The following is an 18315-nucleotide window of genomic DNA, read 5'->3' as shown; positions in this document are numbered from 1 at the left end:
GTGATGGGCTTTACTCTAACCACGGCAAGCCCAGCTGAAAACCGATAAGATTGCGCAAACTTGTCAGAAAAACTCACAGGTAAAATGGCCCACGATCTCCCTCCCCTCAACGCCCTTCGGGCTTTCGAGGCCACCGCTCGTCTCAACAGCGTCAGCCAGGCGGCCGAAGCGCTGCACGTCACCCATGGCGCCGTCAGCCGGCAGATCAAGGTACTTGAAGAGCACCTGGGCGTAGCGCTGTTCGTGAAGGACGGGCGTGGCATCAAACTCACAGATGCCGGCGTACGTCTGCGCGATGCCAGTGGCGAAGCCTTCGATCGCCTGCGCAGCGTGTGCGCCGAGCTCAGCCACGACGTCAGCGAGGCGCCATTCGTGCTGGGCTGCTCGGGCAGCCTGCTGGCGCGCTGGTTCATCCCGCGATTGGGGCGGCTGCAGGCGGATTTACCTGAGCTGCGTCTGCACCTGTCGGCCGGTGAAGGCGACCTGGACCCACGGCGGCCAGGGTTGGATGCGCTGCTGGTTTACGCCGAGCCGCCGTGGCCGACGGACATGCAGGTGCATGTACTGGCCGAGGAGCGCATCGGGCCGGTGCTCAGCCCGCATTTCGCCGGTTTCGAGCGCTTGCATGGCGCGCCGGCCAAGGCCTTGCTGGGCGAAGCCTTGCTGCACACCACCTCGCGCCCGCAGGCTTGGCCGACCTGGGCGCTGGAACAGGGTTTGGAGCCGGCGGCCCTCCACTATGGCCAGGCCTTCGAGCACCTGTATTACTTGCTGGAAGCTGCCGTGGCCGGGCTGGGTGTGGCGATTGCGCCACAGCCGCTGGTCGCTGACGACCTGCGAGCTGGCCGTTTGAGTGCGCCGTGGGGCTTTTCACCTACCCCTGCGGCATTGGCGCTGTGGGTGCCCAGGCGCGCCGCAGACGGGCGCGCCGAGCAGTTGGCGCAGTGGCTAAGGGCGGAACTGGCGCGACAGGGCGCTTAGTTGCGTTTGCACATCAGGTACGCCGCCAGCAGGCCTAGCGCGCCAATGGCAACGCCGGCAGTTGTGTACGGGTGTTCCTGGGCATAGTCGCGGGTGGCGATGCCGGTCTGGCGGGTGCGGTGCTTCACTTCCTCGTATGCATCGCTCAAAAGGTGGCGCGAATGACGCAGGGCACTCTCGGCGTTGCTGCGGATTGCCTTCACCGATTTCTGGGACTCCTCCGACGCATCATGCTTGAGGTTTTCCAGGCTTTTCAGAAGGCTCTCGATCTCCGCTTCCATGCTTTCCAGGGACGTTTTACGCAGCGAATTGCGGTGCATGTTGACTCTCCTTTGCAGTATGGACTGTAAGAATTGCGACCTTTGGCCGGCGGGAAAGTGCGATCGAACTTTCGTCAATGGTGACCGCTCGCAGGTAAACCAGGCCTGCGCTGCTAGGCTCAATCTCACCATCATCCGAGGAGAGCGCTCATGACCGATCATCACACCTACAAGAAGATCGAGCTGGTGGGGTCTTCGACCACCAGCATCGAAGAGGCGATCAACAATGCACTGGCCGAAGCCGGCAAGAGCATAAAGCACCTGGAGTGGTTCGAAGTGATAGATACCCGTGGCCATATCCGTGATAACAAGGCGGCGCACTTCCAGGTCACGCTGAAGGTCGGCTTCCGTATCGCCAATAGCTGAAACACTGCCGGGCTGGATGAGCCCGGCATGATGGGGTATTTAGGGAGGGGGCGCCTTGGCGGGCGCCTTTTCTGATTTCATCTGCACAAGGAAAGCGAGTGATGAACAAACTGATTCTGGCGCTGGGCCTGATGACGCTGGCCGGTGGTGCGCTGGCGGCGGGCAAGCCGTGCGAGGAGCTCAAGGCAGAGATTGCGGCCAAGCTGGATGCCAAGGGGGTCACCGGCTACAAGCTGGAGATCGTCGACAAGGGCGACCCGGCCGGCAAGGTGATTGGCAGCTGCGAGGCTGGTACCAAGGAGATTGTGTACCGCCGCGGCTAATACGCTGGCCTCTTCGCGGGCTCGCCCGCGAAGAAGATCACGCGGTCTTGAGAGCCTGCGCCATCAGTTCATAGGACCGAATCCGGTCCGCATGCTCATACAAATCACAGGTGAAGATCAGCTCATCTGCCCCGGTCTGCTCCAGCAGTACTTCCACCTTGGCCCGCACCTTCTGCGGGCTGCCAATCATCGCCAGGCCGAGGAAGCTACCCACCGCGTCCCGTTCATGGGGCAGCCACAGCCCATCCATGCTTTCCACAGGCGGCCTCTGCATCAGGCTCTGCCCGCGAATTAGCGCGAGGATGCGCTGGTACACCGACGTGGCCAGGTACTCGGCCTTTTCGTCGGTTTCCGCCACCACCATGGGGATGCCCAACATCACATACGGCTTGTCCAATGTGGTCGAGGGCTTGAAGTGGTTGCGGTACACGCGGATCGCCTCGTGCATGTAGCGCGGCGCAAAGTGCGAGGCGAAGGCGTAGGGCATGCCGCGCATGCCGGCCAGTTGAGCGCTGAACAGGCTAGAGCCGAGGAGCCACATCGGCACCTCGGTATCGTGCCCTGGCACGGCGATCACTTTTTGATCATCGGTACGCGGGCCGAGGTAGCGTGACAGTTCCTCGACATCGTCCGGGAAGTCATCCGGGCCGCCGGCGCGGTCGCGGCGCAGGGCGTAGGCGGTCATCTGGTCGGAACCTGGCGCGCGGCCCAACCCCAGGTCGATGCGCCCCGGGTACAGGCTGGCCAGGGTGCCGAACTGCTCGGCGATCACCAGCGGCGCATGATTGGGCAGCATGACCCCGCCAGAGCCCACGCGAATGCTCGAGGTGCCCCCGGCCAGGTAGCCGATCAGCACCGAAGTTGCCGAGCTGGCGATGCCGTCCATGTTGTGGTGCTCGGCTACCCAGAAGCGGTTGTAGCCAAAGCGCTCGACGTGCTGCGCCAGGTCCAGCGAGTTGCGCAGCGACTGCGCCGGGCCGGCGTCGGCGCGTACCGGCACCAGGTCGAGGGTGGAAATCTTCAGGTCACGCAGCTGCGTCATGGAGCCTCCGCAAAGGTGTTTGGCCCACAGGCCTTTTCAACTCTGTATGGGCACATTCGACGGATTCAATGCTTGCCGTGCGATTGCTCTGAACTTGCCGTAGGCGGCTGACCTCTGAAGCCATAAGCATGTAACCCGAGACCAGGAGGCATCATGAAAAAGACAGCATCGGCGATCTGGCAAGGTGGCCTGAAGGACGGCAAAGGCCTGCTTTCTACCGAAAGTGGCGCGCTCAAGCAGAACCCCTACGGCTTCAACACCCGTTTCGAGGGCTCGCCCGGGACCAACCCGGAGGAGCTGATTGGCGCGGCGCATGCCGGCTGTTTCTCGATGGCGCTGTCGATGATGCTGGGCGAAGCGGGGTTCACTCCGGACAGGATCGACACCGCTGCCGAAGTGACACTCGACAAGCAAGCTGATGGCTTTGCCATTACCGCGGTGCATCTGGTACTGAGGGCCAAGGTACCCGGTGCAAGTGAAGCGCAGTTCTTGCAGATCGCCGACAAGGCCAAGGCCGGGTGCCCGGTGTCCAAGGTGTTGAACGCGAAGATCAGCCTGGATGCGGCGCTGGTGGGTTGAAGCAGTGCAATGAGGGCGGTTTGCTGTAGTCTAAACAGCGTCGGCAGCACGCTGCCCTTTCAGGAGCCGTTTCATGATTCGCGTAGCAATCGCCGTGTTGGCTTCCCTGGTCGCCTCATCTGCGCTGGCGGCGGTCAAGCCGTGCGAGGAACTCAAAGCCGAGATCGAGGCCAAGATCCAGGCCCAGGGGGTTTCGTCCTATACCCTGGAGATCGTGCCCAACAGCGAGGTCAAGGACCAGAACATGGTCGTCGGGACCTGCGATGGCGGGACCAAGAAGATCATTTATCAGAAGAATGATCGGTAGGTTCAGAATTTTGGGGGCCGCTTTGCGGCCCTATCGCGACACAAGGCCGCTCCTACAGGGATCGCGTATCTCCTGTAGGAGCAGCCTTGCGCTGCGAATGGGCTGCAAAGCAGCCCCAGGTCAAGGAATGCAGAACACCTCGCTAGGCTCGTTCACCACCACCTTGCGGCTGCCGTCATACAGCAGCACCTGCGGTTCCATCACCGGCGCCCGTGCCTCCAGGCGATAGCGTTCACCGGCCTTGAAGTTGTCAAAGCGAACAGTCAGGTAACAGGTACGATCCCGGGGCTGGGTCATGAGGCCGCCCCCATATATCTCGTAATCGAAGCGCACTACCAGTTCGTGCTTGCCCGGCGTCACCTGGAAGTAACGGCCATCTTCCAGGCGCTTGCCGTCGAGGCGGTCGGCCATGATCACCCTGCCGGGAGTCATGGTGTACAGGTCGACCCAGGCCTGCTTGGGGTCGACGGGCGGCAAGGGGCTGGCGCATGCCCCCAGTGCACTGAGGGCGATCAGCATCATGGGCTGGCGCATGGCAAGACTCCCACTTGCGACTTATAGGCTACAAGCATAGCGCCGTTTGTGCGTTTCAGGTGCGCTGGCAGCCTGCAGGCGAGCCCTGGCCAACCAGCTTTTGCTGACGGTCATAGAGTTTGATCCAGGGACGAAAGCCGATGCTGCCAGCCTGCAACTGGTAGCGCTGGCCGGCACTGAAATCCTTGAAGGTCAGCTTGACCTGGCAATCCCGCCACAAAGGCTCCTCGACCGGGCCGATATTGCTGGGGGTAACCGGAAACTGGTATCGCACGGTCAGCTCATGGCTGCCGGGCTGTACTTCGAAGTAACGGCTATCGGCCCAGTCGCGTTCATCTACCTGCACGGCGTGCAGCGAGGTGTTGTCGTAGGGCGTGAGGTCGATCCAGGCCTGGTTCGGGTCCGGGTCTGGCAAGGTCGAACAGGCGGATATCAGCAGCAATGAGCCGGTGACCAACAGTGCACGCATGGCGAAACGCCCCCTTGGCGAGATAGTCTTGGAGTGAATCGGCCTTGAGCGAGTCAGACAGTTCCGGATGCTTCGACTTATTCTTATGCAGCGCTCAGGCCCTGGGCCACTCGACCTGGTTTTCACCCGTTTGGTTCCCCTGCTGGCGGTGCTCCTGCTGAACGGTTGTAACAGCGCCGCCTACTATGGGCAGTTGGCCGAGGGCCAGTGGCAGCTGCTACGCGCACGGCAGCCGGTGGAGCAGGTATTGGCCAATCCGGCCACTTCGGCGCAATTGCGCGCGCGCCTGGAACACGCCAGGCAGGCGCGGGTATTTGCCAGCCAGCAGCTGAAGCTGCCGGACAACCGCAGCTACCGGGTGTATGCCGACATTGGCAGGCCCTATGTGGTGTGGAATGTGTTCGCTACCCCCGAGCTGTCGTTGCAGCCAGTGACGCACTGCTTCCCGATCGCGGGGTGTGTGGCCTATCGCGGTTATTATCAGCAAGGCGCGGCACGTGGGGCGGCGGCGTTGATGCGCCAGGACGGCATGGATGTGTACGTGGGCGGCGTGGAGGCCTATTCGACTCTGGGCTGGTTCGACGACCCTATCCTGTCGTCGATGGTGGGCTGGAGCGACGAGCGCCTGGCCACGCTGATCTTCCATGAACTGGCCCACCAGCGCTTCTATGTGCAGGACGACACCGAGTTCAACGAGTCGTTTGCCTCCTTCGTCGAGCAGGAAGGCACGCGGCAATGGCGTGTGGCGCGGGGCCTGGCTGCCTCTGGCGGGGAGCAGGGGCAGCAGCGTGAGCAGTTCATCCGGTTGGTGCTGGCCAGCCGCGAGCGGTTGCAAGCTATTTATGCCGGGCCTCTGGATGATGTGCAGAAGCGGGCGGCCAAGCAGGCGGAGTTCGAGCGGCTTAGGCGGGAATACCGGCAGGTGCGTGATGCCCAGTGGGGTGGTGACAAGCGCTATGACGCCTGGATGTATGGGTCGATGAGCAATGCCAAGTTGCTGCCGTTCGGGCTGTATGACCAGTGGGTACCGGCGTTTGCGGCGGTGTTCCGTGAGGTTGACGGGGATTGGCAGCGTTTTTATCACCGGGTCGAGCAATTGGGGCGGTTGCCGATCGATGAGAGGAAGGCGGCCTTACGGCGGTTGATGGTTAGCCGGTGAGATTTTGGGGCCGCTTTGCGGCCCATCGCCGGCAAACCAGCTCCCACCTCGACCGCATTGACCTCAAGCCATGTGCTACCCCTGTGGGAGCTGGCTTGCCGGCGATGGGCTGCAAAGCAGCCCCCAGCGCCATCAAGCCTTGAGGAATGCCTGATGCATCTCGGCCAAGGTAGCAAAGTGGTAGGCCGGCTCTTCCGCCATCAGTTCTTCCTGGCTACCAAACCCGTACCCCACCGCCACCGCCTGCAAGCCATTGCTGCGCGCACCGATCAGGTCATGCTTGCGGTCGCCGATCATCAGCGTCTGCGCCGGGTCCAGCCCTTCTTCCTCAAGCAGGTGACGAATCAGCTCGACCTTGTTGGTGCGTGTGCCATCCAGTTCACTGCCATAGATCACCTTGAAGTGGTGGTCGAAGGCGAAGTGCCGGGCGATTTCACGGGCGAACTTCCACGGCTTGGAGGTGGCGATGTACAGCGTGCGACCCTGCCCGTTCAGGGCCTCGAGCATCTCCGGCACACCTTCGAACACCAGATTTTCGTACAGGCCGGTGACGCTGAAGCGTTCCCGATAGAAGTTCACCGCCTCCCAGGCCTTGGCTTCGTCGAAGCTGTAGAACTGCATGAAGGCCTGCAGCAGGGGTGGGCCGATGAAGTGCTCGAGGCGGGTCAGGTCCGGCTCGTCGATGCCCAGTTTGGCCAGGGCATACTGGATCGAGCGGGTGATGCCCTGGCGTGGGTCGGTCAGGGTGCCGTCGAGGTCGAAGAGGATGTTTTGCTGGTGCATTTGCGGGGTTCCACTTTGAATGCTGCGTGGTCTTCTTCGCGGGTAAACCCGCGAATGCGGTCATTCAGGTTGATCGTAGCCTTCGGCCAGGTGCTGGTCCTTGAGCTTCACGTAGTTACTGGCGCTGTAGGCGAAGAACGCGTGTTCCTGGTCGTTCAGCAGCCGGGCTTGCTTCACCGGGCTGCCCATGTACAGGTAGCCACTGACCAGGCGCTTGCCCGGCGGTACCAGGCTGCCGGCGCCGATGATCACTTCGTCCTCGACAATGGCGCCGTCCATGATGGTGCTGCCCATGCCGACCAGGATGCGGTTGCCCAGGGTGCAGCCATGCAACATGACCTTGTGGCCGATGGTCACTTCGTCACCGATGATCAGCGGGAAGCCGTCCGGGTTGAACGGGCCGGCATGGGTAATGTGCAGCACGCTGCCATCCTGCACGCTGGTACGCGCGCCGATGCGGATGCGGTGCATGTCGCCGCGTATCACAGTCAAAGGCCATACGGAGCTGTCTTCACCGATTTCCACGTCGCCCAGTACTACCGCCGATCGGTCGACGAAGGCCCTGGGCCCAACTTTCGGAGTGTGTTGCTGGAAGCTTCGGATGGCCATGATAGCGTCTCTCATCTGTGCCGATAGGCAGGCTGCCTGCTGCGGTCGGCGTCGATTGTAATTAAGATGGGGCAGTGTTTCTTCTGCCAAGGTATCCAAACCGTGAGTGCGAACAACCCGCTTCTGCAGTCCTACGATCTGCCGCCCTTCTCGCAAATCCGTGCCGAACACGTGTTGCCGGCGATCGAAGCGATCCTGGCCGACAACCGTAAAGCCATTGCCGAGATCCTCGAAAAGCAGGGCAAGAACCCTACCTGGGCTGGCCTGGTGCTGGCCATGGACGAACTGAATGACCGCCTGGGCGCCGCCTGGAGCCCGGTCAGCCACCTCAATGCGGTGTGCAACAGCGCTGAGCTGCGCGAAGCCTACGAGTCTTGCCTGCCGGCGCTTAGCGCCTACTCTACCGAACTGGGCCAGAACCGTGCGCTGTTCGAAGCCTACCAGGCGCTGATCGACAGCCCCGAAGCCGCCGGCTTCGATGTGGCGCAAAAGACTATCCTCGAGCACGCCCTGCGGGACTTCCGCCTGTCGGGTATCGACCTGCCGGCGGATAAACAGCAGCGCTACGCCGAAGTGCAGAGCAAGCTCAGCGAGCTGGGCAGCCGTTTCTCCAACCAGCTGCTCGACGCCACACAGGCCTGGACCAAGCATGTTACCGACGAAGCCGCGCTGGCCGGCCTGACCGATTCGGCCAAGGCGCAGATGGCCGCGGCCGCCCAGGCCAAGGGCCTCGACGGCTGGCTGATCACCCTGGAATTCCCCAGCTACTACGCGGTGATGACCTACGCCAGCGACCGCGCCCTGCGCGAAGAGCTATACGCGGCCTACTGCACCCGCGCCTCGGACCAGGGCCCGAATGCCGGCCAGTTCGACAACGGCCCGGTGATGCAGGAAATCCTTGACCTGCGCCAGGAGCTGGCCGAACTGCTGGGCTACAAGAACTACGCGGAGCTTAGCCTGGCCACCAAGATGGCCGAGTCCAGTGACCAGGTGCTGAGCTTCCTGCGTGACCTGGCCAAGCGGTCCAAGCCGTTCGCCGCCCAGGACCTGGAGCAGCTCAAGGCTTATGCCGCCGAGCAGGGCTGCCCTGAGCTGGCCAGCTGGGACGCCGGGTACTTCGGCGAGAAGCTGCGCGAGCAGCGCTACAGCGTGTCGCAGGAAGCCCTGCGCGCCTACTTCCCGATCGACAAGGTGCTGGGTGGCCTGTTCAGCATCGTGCAGCGCCTTTACGGTATCGAGATTGCCGAGCTCAAGGGCTTCGACAGCTGGCACCCGGATGTGCGCCTGTTCGAGATCAAGGAAAACGGCCAGCACGTCGGCCGCTTCTTCTTCGACCTCTACGCGCGCGCCAACAAGCGTGGCGGCGCCTGGATGGATGGCGCGCGTGACCGTCGCCGCACAGCCGCTGGCCAGTTGCAGAGCCCCGTGGCCAACCTGGTGTGCAACTTCACCCCGGCCGCGCCCGGCAAGCCGGCGCTTTTGACCCACGATGAAGTCACCACCTTGTTCCACGAGTTCGGCCACGGTCTGCACCACATGCTGACCCGCATCGAGCATGCCGGTGTATCCGGCATCAACGGCGTGGCCTGGGACGCGGTCGAACTGCCGAGCCAGTTCATGGAAAACTGGTGCTGGGAGCCGGAAGGCCTTGCACTGATCTCCGCCCACTACGAAACCGGCGCCCCCCTGCCCCAGGACCTGCTGGACAAGATGCTGGCGGCAAAGAACTTCCAGTCGGGCATGATGATGGTACGCCAGTTGGAGTTCTCGCTGTTCGACTTCGAGCTGCATGCAACCCATGGCGACGGCCGCAGCGTGCTGCAGGTGCTCGAAGGCGTGCGCGACGAGGTGTCTGTCATGCGCCCACCGGCGTACAACCGCTTCCCCAACAGCTTTGCGCACATCTTTGCTGGTGGTTATGCGGCGGGCTACTACAGCTACAAGTGGGCCGAGGTGCTGTCGGCAGACGCCTTCTCGCGCTTTGAGGAAGAAGGCGTGCTGAATGCCGAAACCGGCCGAGCCTTCCGCGAGGCGATCCTGGCACGTGGTGGTTCGCGCGAGCCGATGGAGCTGTTCGTCGACTTCCGTGGCCGTGAGCCTTCCATCGATGCCTTGCTGCGCCATAGTGGCCTGAGCGAGGACGCTGCAGCATGAGCGAGGTAGCCGTGAACAAGACCAAGAAACGCTTCATTGCCGGGGCGGTATGCCCGGCGTGCAGCGAGACCGACAAGCTGATGATGTGGAACGAAGACGGCGTACCGCACCGCGAGTGCGTGGCCTGCGGCTTTACTGACACCCTCAACGAGCAGGGCTTGTCGGTGCCGAAGGAGCTCGGCACCCGGGTCAACCATCTGGAGCCGAAAGCCGCGCCGGCCAAGGTACAGACGGTGCAGTTCTTCCCCAACCCGAAGCTGAAGAAACCGGCTGAATAAAGCCGTCGTGCCGCCCGGGTTCGTGCCCGGGCGGGCATGCCCCGGGTGGTAGATAGTCAGGCCACCTGCTGCACGCTGGCCATGCAAGCTCGCCTGCTCTTCTCTACGAGCAAGGTGTTGCACCATGGACAACCCCCTTCTGCAAAATAGCCGTATCCCCGTCGATTATCCTTCGATCACGCTTCAAAACATGCAGTTTGCCTTCGACCACGTGCTGTTGGCGCACGAGCAAGGCATCGAGCGCATCATTCGCGAACAGCAGGCACTGCCAACCTGGGATGACATGGTGCTGGCGGTGGACGGGCTGGATAGTCAACTGCTGACGGTGTTGTATGCCGCCTCGCCATTGGTTGGTCGGGATCAAGCCTGGGCCGGTGCCATCTTCGACTTCTTCGCCAAGGCCACGGAGCGGTTCGAACAGAAATTCGCCAATTCAGCACTGCAGGCCCTGTATGAGCGCTTGGCCAACAGCGACATCGGCAAGCAGCTGGATGCCCAGAAACGCGCCACGCTGCGCTGGCATCTGCACAAGTTCACCTCCAGTGGTGCATCGCTCGACCCCGCAGGCAAGGTACGCCTGGCCGAACTGCTGAAACGGATTGGCGCTGCGCGCGAGGCGTTTCGCAGCAACATCAACCGGCCAGGGCTGAGCATTACGGATGAGTCCGAACTGAGCGGTGTACCTCAACGCATCCGTGACGAGCTGGCTAGCAGGGCACAGGAGGCGGGTGAGCCGGGTTGGTTGATTGCATGTGAAAGCGTGACTACCGACGCCGTGCTCAAGCATGCCGACAACCGGCAGCTGCGTGAGCACGTATACCGGGCTTACAACACCCGAGGCGTCGGCCTTGGCCAACAGCAGGATAATCGCTCGCAGCTGGAGCAACTGGCGAGGCTGCTGGAAGAAAAGGCCCACTTGCTCGGTTTTGCCAGCCATCTGGAGCAGAGCCTGCATTCGAAGAGCGCGGGTTCGGTTGCCCAGGTGCGCGGCTTTCTTCATGACCTTGCCGACCATGTGCGGCCGGCCGTGCTGCAGTGGCGTGCAGATATGCAGCATCAGGCCGCAGCCAAAGGTCTGGGGAATGTCCAGCCCTGGGACATTGCCTACCTGCAGGCCTCGTCGCGCGAGGTGCTTTCCACCGAAGCCTTGCGCGAACACTTCCCTCTGAATGCCGTGGTCAGCGCATTGCAGCAGTTGGCGGAAAAACTGTTTGGCGTAACGCTGCTGGCCAAGCCGCTGGCAACCTGGGATGAAAGCGTGCAACCGTTCGAGGTGTGGCAGGACAACGCCTTGATCGGTTTCCTGTACTTGGACGCCGTACAGCATGCTGGCAAGCAACCTGACTCGGTGTTCACCACCTACATTCGCAATCGTCGGGTCGATGCCGAGGGCATCTTCCAGGCGGCCTCGGTGGTGGTCTACAGCGACGTGCCTGCAGCGCTGCCGGGTAGTCAGCCGTTGCTGGACCATCTGTCACTGCGCAAGCTGTTCCATGAGTTTGGCCATGCCTTGCACCATTTGCTGGTGCGCACGACCAACCACGTGATGTCCAACGTCACCGAACTCGGTACCGATGGCGTGGAACTGTTCGGCAAGCTGTTTGAGCGCTGGGTCTGGGACGCGGATTACCTGGTGGCGATCTCTTCGCCACTTCAGGATGGCAGCAAGCTTTCCCGGGCCCGGGTCGATGAATGCCTGCGCCGCTTGCGGCAGCAAGGTGTGGAGGAAACCGCGCGCGACCTGAGCATGGCGCTGTTCGATCTGGACCTGCATGGCACGCCGAGCGATGGCCGGTCCCTCGAGCAGCGCCTGGGCGATGCCCGTGAGCGTTGTGGCTACTGGCCCTTGGCCGATTTCGAGCACCCGGCGCATGCCTTCGACCATCTGGTAAACGGCTACGATGCCGGTTATTACGCCTATCTGTGGTCGGACGTGCACGCATTCGACCTGTTCACCCGCTTCGAGGCCCAAGGCCTGCTGGACCGGGCCACAGGCCGGGCGCTGCAGGAGACATTGCTTGCCCCTGGGGCATCGCGACCTTTACGTGACGGCATTGAGGCGTTTCTCGGCCGGCAGTCAAGCCAACTGCCCTTCCTGCGTTGGCATGGCCTGAAGTGAGAGTGGGCTGACCGGAGGTGCTGGAAAGAATCAGGCATGCGCGATACTGTACATGAATACAGTATTAGGGGTAGGCCATGATTCCTCCAGCACCGCAAAAGGGCCGTGGCACGGCGCACAATCCGCACAACCGCTTTGCCCCCAGCCATTCGGTGGCGGAGGATGACGGCTGGTATCAGGAGGTGCCGCAAACCCAGGGCACCGAGGTACGGGTAGAGACGGCCAAATCGGTGATCAGTCGCAATACCTCGCCCGACCTGCCCTTCGACCGATCCATCAACCCATACCGTGGCTGCGAGCACGGTTGCATCTACTGCTATGCCCGCCCTTCCCACGCTTACTGGGACCTTTCCCCCGGCCTGGATTTCGAGACAAAACTGATTGCCAAGACCAACGCCGCCGAGGTGCTTGCGCAACAATTGAACAAACCGGGTTACGTGTGCGCGCCGATCAACCTGGGTTCCAATACCGACCCGTACCAGCCGATCGAGCGTGAACAACTGCTGACCCGTCGCCTGCTCGAAGTGCTACTGCGTTTTCGCCACCCGGTGACCATCGTCACCAAGGGGGCGCTGGTGCTGCGCGACCTCGACCTGCTGGCCGAGATGGCTCGCCAGCGCCTGGTGCGGGTGATGATCAGCCTGACCACGCTGGACGATGACTTGAAACGGGTGCTGGAACCGCGTGCGGCGTCACCCAAGGCGCGCTTGCGGGCGATCCGCGTGTTGCGCGAGGCGGGAGTGCCGGTGGGCGTGTTGTGTTCGCCGATGATTCCGATGATCAACGACAGTGAACTGGAACGGCTGCTGGAGGCGGCGAGGGAGGCAGGTGCACAGAGCGCAGCCTACATGATGTTGCGCCTGCCGCTGGAAGTGGCACCGTTGTTCGAGCAATGGCTGCAGGACCATTACCCGCAGCGGGCGGCACATGTATTGAGCCTGATCCGCCAGAGCCGCGGCGGCGAACTGTATGACAGCCGCTTTGGTGCGCGCATGCGCGGTGAAGGCGTGTTTGCCGAATTGCTGGCGCAGCGTTTTGCCAAGGCCATGAATCGGCTGGAGTTCGAAGGGCGAGAAGCGCAGGCGCTGGATTGTTCGGCGTTTTGCCCGCCGGGTGGGCAGATGGCGTTGTTCTGATGCTTGAGCAGAGTACGGTCTTTGTGGGAGCGGGCGCGCCCGCGAACACCGGCACAGCCGGTGCCATGTACCGAGTTGCCTCCTTCGCGGGCACGCCCACTCCCACAGGTTCTGCGCAGGTTCCGGGTGCCCGCATGTGGCGCATTGCCAGCCCTCAATGCAACTAATTAAAGTTGATAATTGCAGTAATGGCTCTTGGCAGTTGATGTTTTTTTGCTATTATCCAATATCCGCCTTTCCTATCTGGAACACCCGTTCTAGAGCCTTCGAATTAAGTTTCAGTTAAGTTTTCCCCGCTAGCGTAGGAAATCAGTCATCACCGACTGTGATCTATGGCCCGTGCGTGTCATCTAAATCCCTGCATAGCCAGAATCTTTCACCGGTAAAATGGATTTACCTACACACCGTCAAGAGGATGAATCATGCCCGTCAAGGACCCATCCAAGGTCGTACCGCAGGTCCCCGCGGAGAGCGCCGATGCCGCCCTGAAGCACATCGTCGACGGCTTCCTGCGTTTTCACCATGACGTTTTCCCCGAGCAGCAAGAGCTGTTCAAGAAGCTCGCCACCGCGCAAACCCCGCGAGCCATGTTCATCACCTGCGCCGACTCGCGCATCGTTCCCGAGCTGATCACCCAGAGTTCACCTGGCGACCTGTTCGTGACCCGTAACGTCGGTAACGTGGTACCGCCGTATGGCCAGATGAACGGCGGCGTTTCCAGCGCCATCGAATACGCCGTACTGGCGTTGAAAGTGCATCACATCATCGTCTGCGGGCACTCCGACTGCGGCGCCATGCGTGCCGTACTCAACCCGCAATCGCTGACCAAGATGCCGACCGTGTCCGCCTGGTTGCGCCACGCCGAAGTGGCCCGCACCGTGGTCGAGAACAACTGCTCGTGCGGCAGCGAACACGAAACCATGCAGGTGCTGACCAAAGAAAACGTCATCGCCCAGCTGCATCACCTGCGCACCCACCCTTCGGTGGCTTCGCGCCTGGCAGCCGGTGAGCTGTACATCCATGGCTGGGTCTACGACATCGAGACCAGCAAGATCGAAGCCTACGACGCCGCCAGCGATACCTTCCTGCCCTTGGCTGCTGGCGAGCCGGTCCCCTGCGCTACTCCGAGAGGCCGCTACTAAGCGACCCATCCACCCGCTGGAACCTTGATAGCCGGCTGCACCCCGTAGGGGTGTGGCACGGCCTTCGGCTGCCTTGAATTCCCTGACTGCCTTGCCGGCACGCCCGCTGGCGGCCCGCGCCTGCGCGCTCGTCAGGGGCAAACGTGCCCACGGCCAGGGGAATGGCTGTGTGACAAAGAAAGGAGAAACACGGTGAACATTACACAGTTGAAAGCGGCCCTGCCGCGTGAGTTGCTGGCGTCGGTGGTGGTCTTCCTGGTGGCACTGCCGTTGTGCATGGGCATTGCGATCGCCTCTGGCATGCCGCCGGCCAAAGGCCTGATTACCGGCATTATCGGCGGTATTGTCGTTGGTTTCCTCGCCGGTTCGCCGCTGCAGGTCAGTGGCCCGGCCGCCGGTCTGGCGGTATTGGTATTCGAGCTGGTACGCCAGCACGGCATGGCCATGCTCGGGCCGATCCTGCTGCTGGCCGGCTTGCTGCAGTTACTGGCCGGGCGCCTGCGCCTGGGCTGCTGGTTCCGGGTTACCGCACCGGCGGTGGTGTACGGCATGTTGGCGGGGATTGGCGTGCTGATCGTGCTTTCGCAGGTGCATGTGATGTTCGACACCGCGCCGCAGCCATCCGGCATGCAGAACCTGCTGGAGTTCCCGGCGACCGTGGCCGCCGCCCTGCCGCTGGAAAGCGCCGGCTCTGGTTGGATGGCCGGTGCGCTTGGCCTGGGCACCATCGCCATCATGTGGAGCTGGGAGCGGCTGCGACCGCAGCGGCTGCGCTTCGTCCCGGGTGCCCTGCTGGGTGTGTCGGCCATGACGGCCATCAGCATGTGGCTGGCTTTGCCGGTGAACCGCGTACAGGTGCCGGCCGACCTGTCCGAGGCCATCGACTGGATCCGCCCTGGTGACCTGATGCAACTGGCCGACCCTACCTTGTTGGTCGCCGCTTTTGCCTTGGCCTTCATCGCCAGTGCCGAAACCTTGTTGTCGGCTGCAGCGGTCGACCGCATGCACAGCGGCCAGCGTTCGGACTTTGATCGTGAGCTGTCGGCCCAGGGCATCGGCAACATGCTGTGCGGGGTGCTCGGTGCGTTGCCGATGACCGGGGTGATCGTGCGTAGCTCGGCCAACGTGCAGGCAGGTGCGCAGACCCGGGCTTCGGCGATCTTCCATGGCCTGTGGCTGTTGGCGTTCGTGGTGGCGCTGAGCAGTGTGCTGCAGCAGATCCCGGTGGCGAGCCTGGCGGGTGTGCTGGTATTTACCGGGATCAAGCTGGTGGATTTCAAGGCGTTTCGTGGGTTGGGCCGCTATGGCCGCATGCCGATGTTCACCTACGCGGCGACGGCGCTGGCGATCATCTTTACCGACCTGCTGACCGGTGTATTGCTGGGCTTTGCCTTGACCTTGCTGAAGCTGGCACTGAAGGCGGCGCGGTTGAAGATCAATCTGGTCAGCCTGGAGAAGGCTGGGCACATGGAATTGCGGCTTAGTGGCGCGGCCACCTTCCTCAAGGTGCCGGCGCTGACCCAGGTGCTGGATAGCGTGCCGGCGGGGACCACGCTGCATGTGCCGCTGGGTAACCTCAGCTATATCGACCACTCGTGCCTTGAGCTGCTTGAGGATTGGGGGCGCAGTAATTCGGCCAATGGGTCGCGGTTGCTGATCGAGCAGCGGCGCTTGAAGCGGCGGATCGAGGGGCGGATGCGGACTACGGCCGGGGTTGGGGCCTAGAGCCGGAATCCTTGCTGCATGAGCCGGCCCTTTCGCGGGCACGCCCGCTCCCACAGGTAATCCACAGTCATCAAGGCATGTGCTTTCCCTGTGGGAGCGGGCGTGCCCGCGAAGAGGCCGGGACAGGAACTTCAGGCCGGCTGGCCCAGCTCCACCCCCAGCTGCCGTGACAGGCACGGCCAGCGCTTCCACGCCGCGCCTGTTTCCGGGCTGCTCAATTTCTCGCGGTAGGCCTCCACCGACTCCACCGCGAAGCTTTCGTCGTTCAACATTTCATCCACCGAGTGGTGCACCACTTCATCCAGCTGATTGGCAAACGTTTCGCCAATCAGCTGGTGGGCGATCAGGTTGGCGACGGTGGTGTCGACCGGGATCAACGGTTGCTGGAAGTGACGGATGTACAGGTCGTTCACCTCTTCCACCAGGCGGTGCGCCAGGTAGGCCTCATCCAGCAGGCAGTCCAGGCCCACATGCCCTTGCATCACGCTGGGCGGCTGCAGGAAGTAGGCCTCGGCTATTTTCAGTACAGGTTTGATCTGCGATTCGATCCCGGCCTCGCGGGCGACCTCATGGGCGGCCTCCAGCAGTTCCGGAACCTGGTCGATGTAGGCGCTGACGAAGCGCGCCAAAGTACCCTGGGCGTCCTGCTCAGGCAGTTGGATCGAGGGGTGCAGGTGGGGCAGTTGCAGCTCGAGACGCTTTTTCAGTTGGCCGGTCTGGCCTTCGTGTTGATGGGCTTGGCTTACCTGCTCGCGTACAGCAGCGATGTTCATGACAACTCCAGGGACATTACGTTTCAAACGGAAGACACTAAATTAGCTCGGTATACAGAATACCTAAGACGCATTTGTTATAAGTCGCGCAAACGTGTGCATGCTCAGGCATATCGAAAAGCCACTATTGTGCCATGCCGTGTCAAGCGCGCGGTTTTCAGGCCATTCAGCCATTTCATGAAGTTCATTTCACGGGCTTCGTTGCGTGCCGTTGGTCGCTGTCTATACTCCCGGTGAACGTGATTCGTTGATGAGGCCCGACTGCTTTTAGCAGGGGCTCGGTCGTCGAAGCCAGGTAGTCTTGACCACCGTTCCCTCTTGCCGCAGGCCACGCCTCCGGGACTACAAGAACGAGAAGGGGAACCCGCAATGATGCGACATCCACATGTCTGGATGGGCCTCCTGTTGTGGTCGGTTTTTGGTCAGGCCAACGCCGCCTGGACCGTGAACATGCACCCAGGCGCGACGGAAGTCTCCAACGCCGTCTTCGACCTGCACATGACCATCTTCTGGATCTGCGTGATCATCGGCATTGTTGTCTTTGGCGCGATGTTCTGGTCCATGGTCATCCACCGCCGTTCCACCGGCCAGCAGGCTGCGCATTTCCACGAGCACACCTGGGTGGAAATCCTCTGGACCGTGGTCCCCTTCCTGATCCTGGTGGCCATGGCCATCCCGGCCACCAAGACCCTGATCGACATCTACGATGCCAGCGAGTCGGACATCGATATCCAGGTTACCGGCTACCAGTGGAAGTGGCACTACAAATACCTTGGCCAGGACGTGGAGTTCTTCAGCAACCTGGCCACCCCCACCGAGCAGATCCACAACAAGGCACCCAAGGACGAGCACTACCTGCTCGAAGTCGACCAGCCGCTGGTGCTGCCGGTTGGCGCCAAGGTGCGCTTCCTGGTAACCGCTGCCGATGTCATCCACTCCTGGTGGGTGCCGGCCTTCGCGGTCAAGCGTGATGCCATCCCCGGTTTCGTCAACGAAGCCTGGACCCGTATCGAGAAGCCCGGCATCTACCGCGGCCAATGCACCGAGCTGTGCGGCAAGGACCACGGTTTCATGCCGGTGGTGGTCGAGGTCAAGTCCAAGGCCGACTACGACACCTGGCTGGGCGAGCGCAAGGCTGAAGCTGCCAAGCTCAAGGAACTGACCAGCAAGGAATGGACCCTGGAGGAGCTGGTGGAACGTGGTGACAAGGTCTACCACACCACCTGCGTGGCCTGTCACCAGGCCGAAGGCCAGGGCCTCCCGCCGATGTTCCCTGCGCTCAAGGGCTCGAAGATCGCCACCGGGCCGAAGGAAGCCCACCTGGGCATCGTATTCCACGGCAAGCCTGGCACTGCCATGGCCGCGTTCGGCAAGCAGCTCTCGGAAGTCGACATCGCCGCCGTGGTCACCTACGAGCGCAACGCCTGGGGCAACAACAAGGGTGACATGGTCACGCCGAAGGACGTGCTGGCGCTGAAGCAGGCAGAAGCGCAATGAACCGGGTTACTCGCGGCAA

General features: G+C 62.2%; 20 protein-coding genes. 13 read left to right on the top strand and 7 right to left on the bottom strand.

Translation table 11 applies throughout. The features are described 5' to 3' along the window. The first annotated feature begins 84 nt into the window (after positions 1–84). A complete protein-coding gene (locus CAG18_RS19375) occupies positions 85–981 on the top strand; it encodes a LysR family transcriptional regulator (RefSeq protein ID WP_085721386.1) in 897 nt (298 codons plus the stop codon). Here CAG18_RS19375 and CAG18_RS19370 read toward each other — a convergent pair. Continuing rightward, entirely contained in the window at positions 978–1301 is a 324-nt protein-coding gene (locus tag CAG18_RS19370) for a YqjD family protein (protein ID WP_085721385.1), read from the bottom strand. The genes CAG18_RS19375 and CAG18_RS19370 overlap by 4 nt on opposite strands. A gap of 150 nt (positions 1302–1451) precedes the next feature. Between CAG18_RS19370 and CAG18_RS19365 the strand changes: the two genes are divergently transcribed. Both CAG18_RS19365 and CAG18_RS19360 read left to right on the top strand, forming a co-directional pair. Further along, the gene (locus CAG18_RS19365; protein ID WP_013970282.1) at positions 1452–1667 is read left to right on the top strand and encodes a dodecin; all 216 of its coding nucleotides are present in this window, start codon (positions 1452–1454) and stop codon (positions 1665–1667) included. 101 nt (positions 1668–1768) lie between these two features. Continuing rightward, positions 1769–1990, top strand: coding sequence for a DUF1161 domain-containing protein (locus CAG18_RS19360; protein WP_003261041.1), 222 nt, complete (start codon positions 1769–1771; stop codon positions 1988–1990). 37 nt (positions 1991–2027) lie between these two features. Here the strand turns inward: CAG18_RS19360 and CAG18_RS19355 are convergent, their stop codons facing one another. Continuing rightward, a complete protein-coding gene (locus tag CAG18_RS19355; RefSeq protein WP_085721384.1) occupies positions 2028–3032 on the bottom strand; it encodes an LLM class flavin-dependent oxidoreductase in 1005 nt (334 codons plus the stop codon). 153 nt (positions 3033–3185) lie between these two features. On the opposite strand from CAG18_RS19355, the gene CAG18_RS19350 reads away from it, so the two are divergent. Both CAG18_RS19350 and CAG18_RS19345 read left to right on the top strand, forming a co-directional pair. Beyond that, entirely contained in the window at positions 3186–3611 is a 426-nt protein-coding gene (locus CAG18_RS19350) for an OsmC family protein (protein WP_013970285.1), read from the top strand. Positions 3612–3684: 73 nt separating this feature from the next. Then, on the top strand, positions 3685–3918 hold the full coding sequence (locus tag CAG18_RS19345; protein ID WP_085721383.1) for a DUF1161 domain-containing protein: 234 nt from the start codon (positions 3685–3687) through the stop codon (positions 3916–3918). A 120-nt stretch (positions 3919–4038) separates the two neighbouring features. Here the strand turns inward: CAG18_RS19345 and CAG18_RS19340 are convergent, their stop codons facing one another. Together CAG18_RS19340 and CAG18_RS19335 are read right to left on the bottom strand one after the other, a co-directional pair. Next, entirely contained in the window at positions 4039–4452 is a 414-nt protein-coding gene (locus CAG18_RS19340; protein WP_013970286.1) for a hypothetical protein, read from the bottom strand. A gap of 55 nt (positions 4453–4507) precedes the next feature. Further along, a complete protein-coding gene (locus CAG18_RS19335; RefSeq protein WP_013970287.1) occupies positions 4508–4921 on the bottom strand; it encodes a hypothetical protein in 414 nt (137 codons plus the stop codon). An 85-nt stretch (positions 4922–5006) separates the two neighbouring features. Between CAG18_RS19335 and CAG18_RS19330 the strand changes: the two genes are divergently transcribed. Next, entirely contained in the window at positions 5007–6080 is a 1074-nt protein-coding gene (locus tag CAG18_RS19330) for an aminopeptidase (RefSeq protein WP_085721382.1), read from the top strand. 132 nt (positions 6081–6212) lie between these two features. Here the strand turns inward: CAG18_RS19330 and CAG18_RS19325 are convergent, their stop codons facing one another. Both CAG18_RS19325 and CAG18_RS19320 read right to left on the bottom strand, forming a co-directional pair. After that, positions 6213–6863, bottom strand: a complete 651-nt coding sequence (locus CAG18_RS19325; RefSeq protein WP_085721381.1) for an HAD family hydrolase — start codon at positions 6861–6863, stop codon at positions 6213–6215. 60 nt (positions 6864–6923) lie between these two features. Further along, positions 6924–7472 (bottom strand): gamma carbonic anhydrase family protein, encoded by a 549-nt coding sequence (locus tag CAG18_RS19320; protein WP_003261048.1) that lies wholly within the window; start codon positions 7470–7472, stop codon positions 6924–6926. 102 nt (positions 7473–7574) lie between these two features. On the opposite strand from CAG18_RS19320, the gene prlC reads away from it, so the two are divergent. The 6 genes from prlC to CAG18_RS19290 all read left to right on the top strand — a co-directional run bounded on the left by prlC (position 7575) and on the right by CAG18_RS19290 (position 16026). After that, positions 7575–9626, top strand: a complete 2052-nt coding sequence (gene prlC / locus CAG18_RS19315; RefSeq protein WP_249353018.1) for an oligopeptidase A — start codon at positions 7575–7577, stop codon at positions 9624–9626. Next, positions 9623–9904, top strand: a complete 282-nt coding sequence (locus CAG18_RS19310; protein ID WP_013970292.1) for a YheV family putative zinc ribbon protein — start codon at positions 9623–9625, stop codon at positions 9902–9904. The genes prlC and CAG18_RS19310 overlap by 4 nt, the downstream gene beginning before the upstream one ends. 124 nt (positions 9905–10028) lie before the next feature. Further along, positions 10029–12023 (top strand): M3 family metallopeptidase, encoded by a 1995-nt coding sequence (locus tag CAG18_RS19305; RefSeq protein WP_085721379.1) that lies wholly within the window; start codon positions 10029–10031, stop codon positions 12021–12023. A gap of 77 nt (positions 12024–12100) precedes the next feature. Further along, positions 12101–13159, top strand: coding sequence for a PA0069 family radical SAM protein (locus CAG18_RS19300; RefSeq protein WP_054572502.1), 1059 nt, complete (start codon positions 12101–12103; stop codon positions 13157–13159). Between the two features lie 422 nt (positions 13160–13581). Further along, positions 13582–14301, top strand: coding sequence for a carbonic anhydrase (locus CAG18_RS19295; RefSeq protein ID WP_013970295.1), 720 nt, complete (start codon positions 13582–13584; stop codon positions 14299–14301). A 192-nt stretch (positions 14302–14493) separates the two neighbouring features. Further along, positions 14494–16026, top strand: coding sequence for a SulP family inorganic anion transporter (locus CAG18_RS19290; protein WP_085721378.1), 1533 nt, complete (start codon positions 14494–14496; stop codon positions 16024–16026). Between the two features lie 131 nt (positions 16027–16157). Here CAG18_RS19290 and CAG18_RS19285 read toward each other — a convergent pair whose 3' ends face one another. Then, the gene (locus CAG18_RS19285; protein WP_043935172.1) at positions 16158–16799 is read right to left on the bottom strand and encodes a hypothetical protein; all 642 of its coding nucleotides are present in this window, start codon (positions 16797–16799) and stop codon (positions 16158–16160) included. Positions 16800–17168: 369 nt separating this feature from the next. Here CAG18_RS19285 and coxB point away from each other — a divergent pair, with 369 nt between their 5' ends. Further along, on the top strand, positions 17169–18296 hold the full coding sequence (gene coxB, locus CAG18_RS19280) for a cytochrome c oxidase subunit II (RefSeq protein ID WP_015268462.1): 1128 nt from the start codon (positions 17169–17171) through the stop codon (positions 18294–18296). The last annotated feature ends 19 nt before the right edge of the window (positions 18297–18315 follow it).

Source organism: Pseudomonas sp. B22(2017), from assembly GCF_002113105.1.
In the GTDB taxonomy this organism is placed as follows: domain Bacteria; phylum Pseudomonadota; class Gammaproteobacteria; order Pseudomonadales; family Pseudomonadaceae; genus Aquipseudomonas; species Aquipseudomonas asiatica.
Note: the sequence above shows the minus strand (reverse complement) of the source record. Positions and strands in the feature narration are given on the sequence as shown.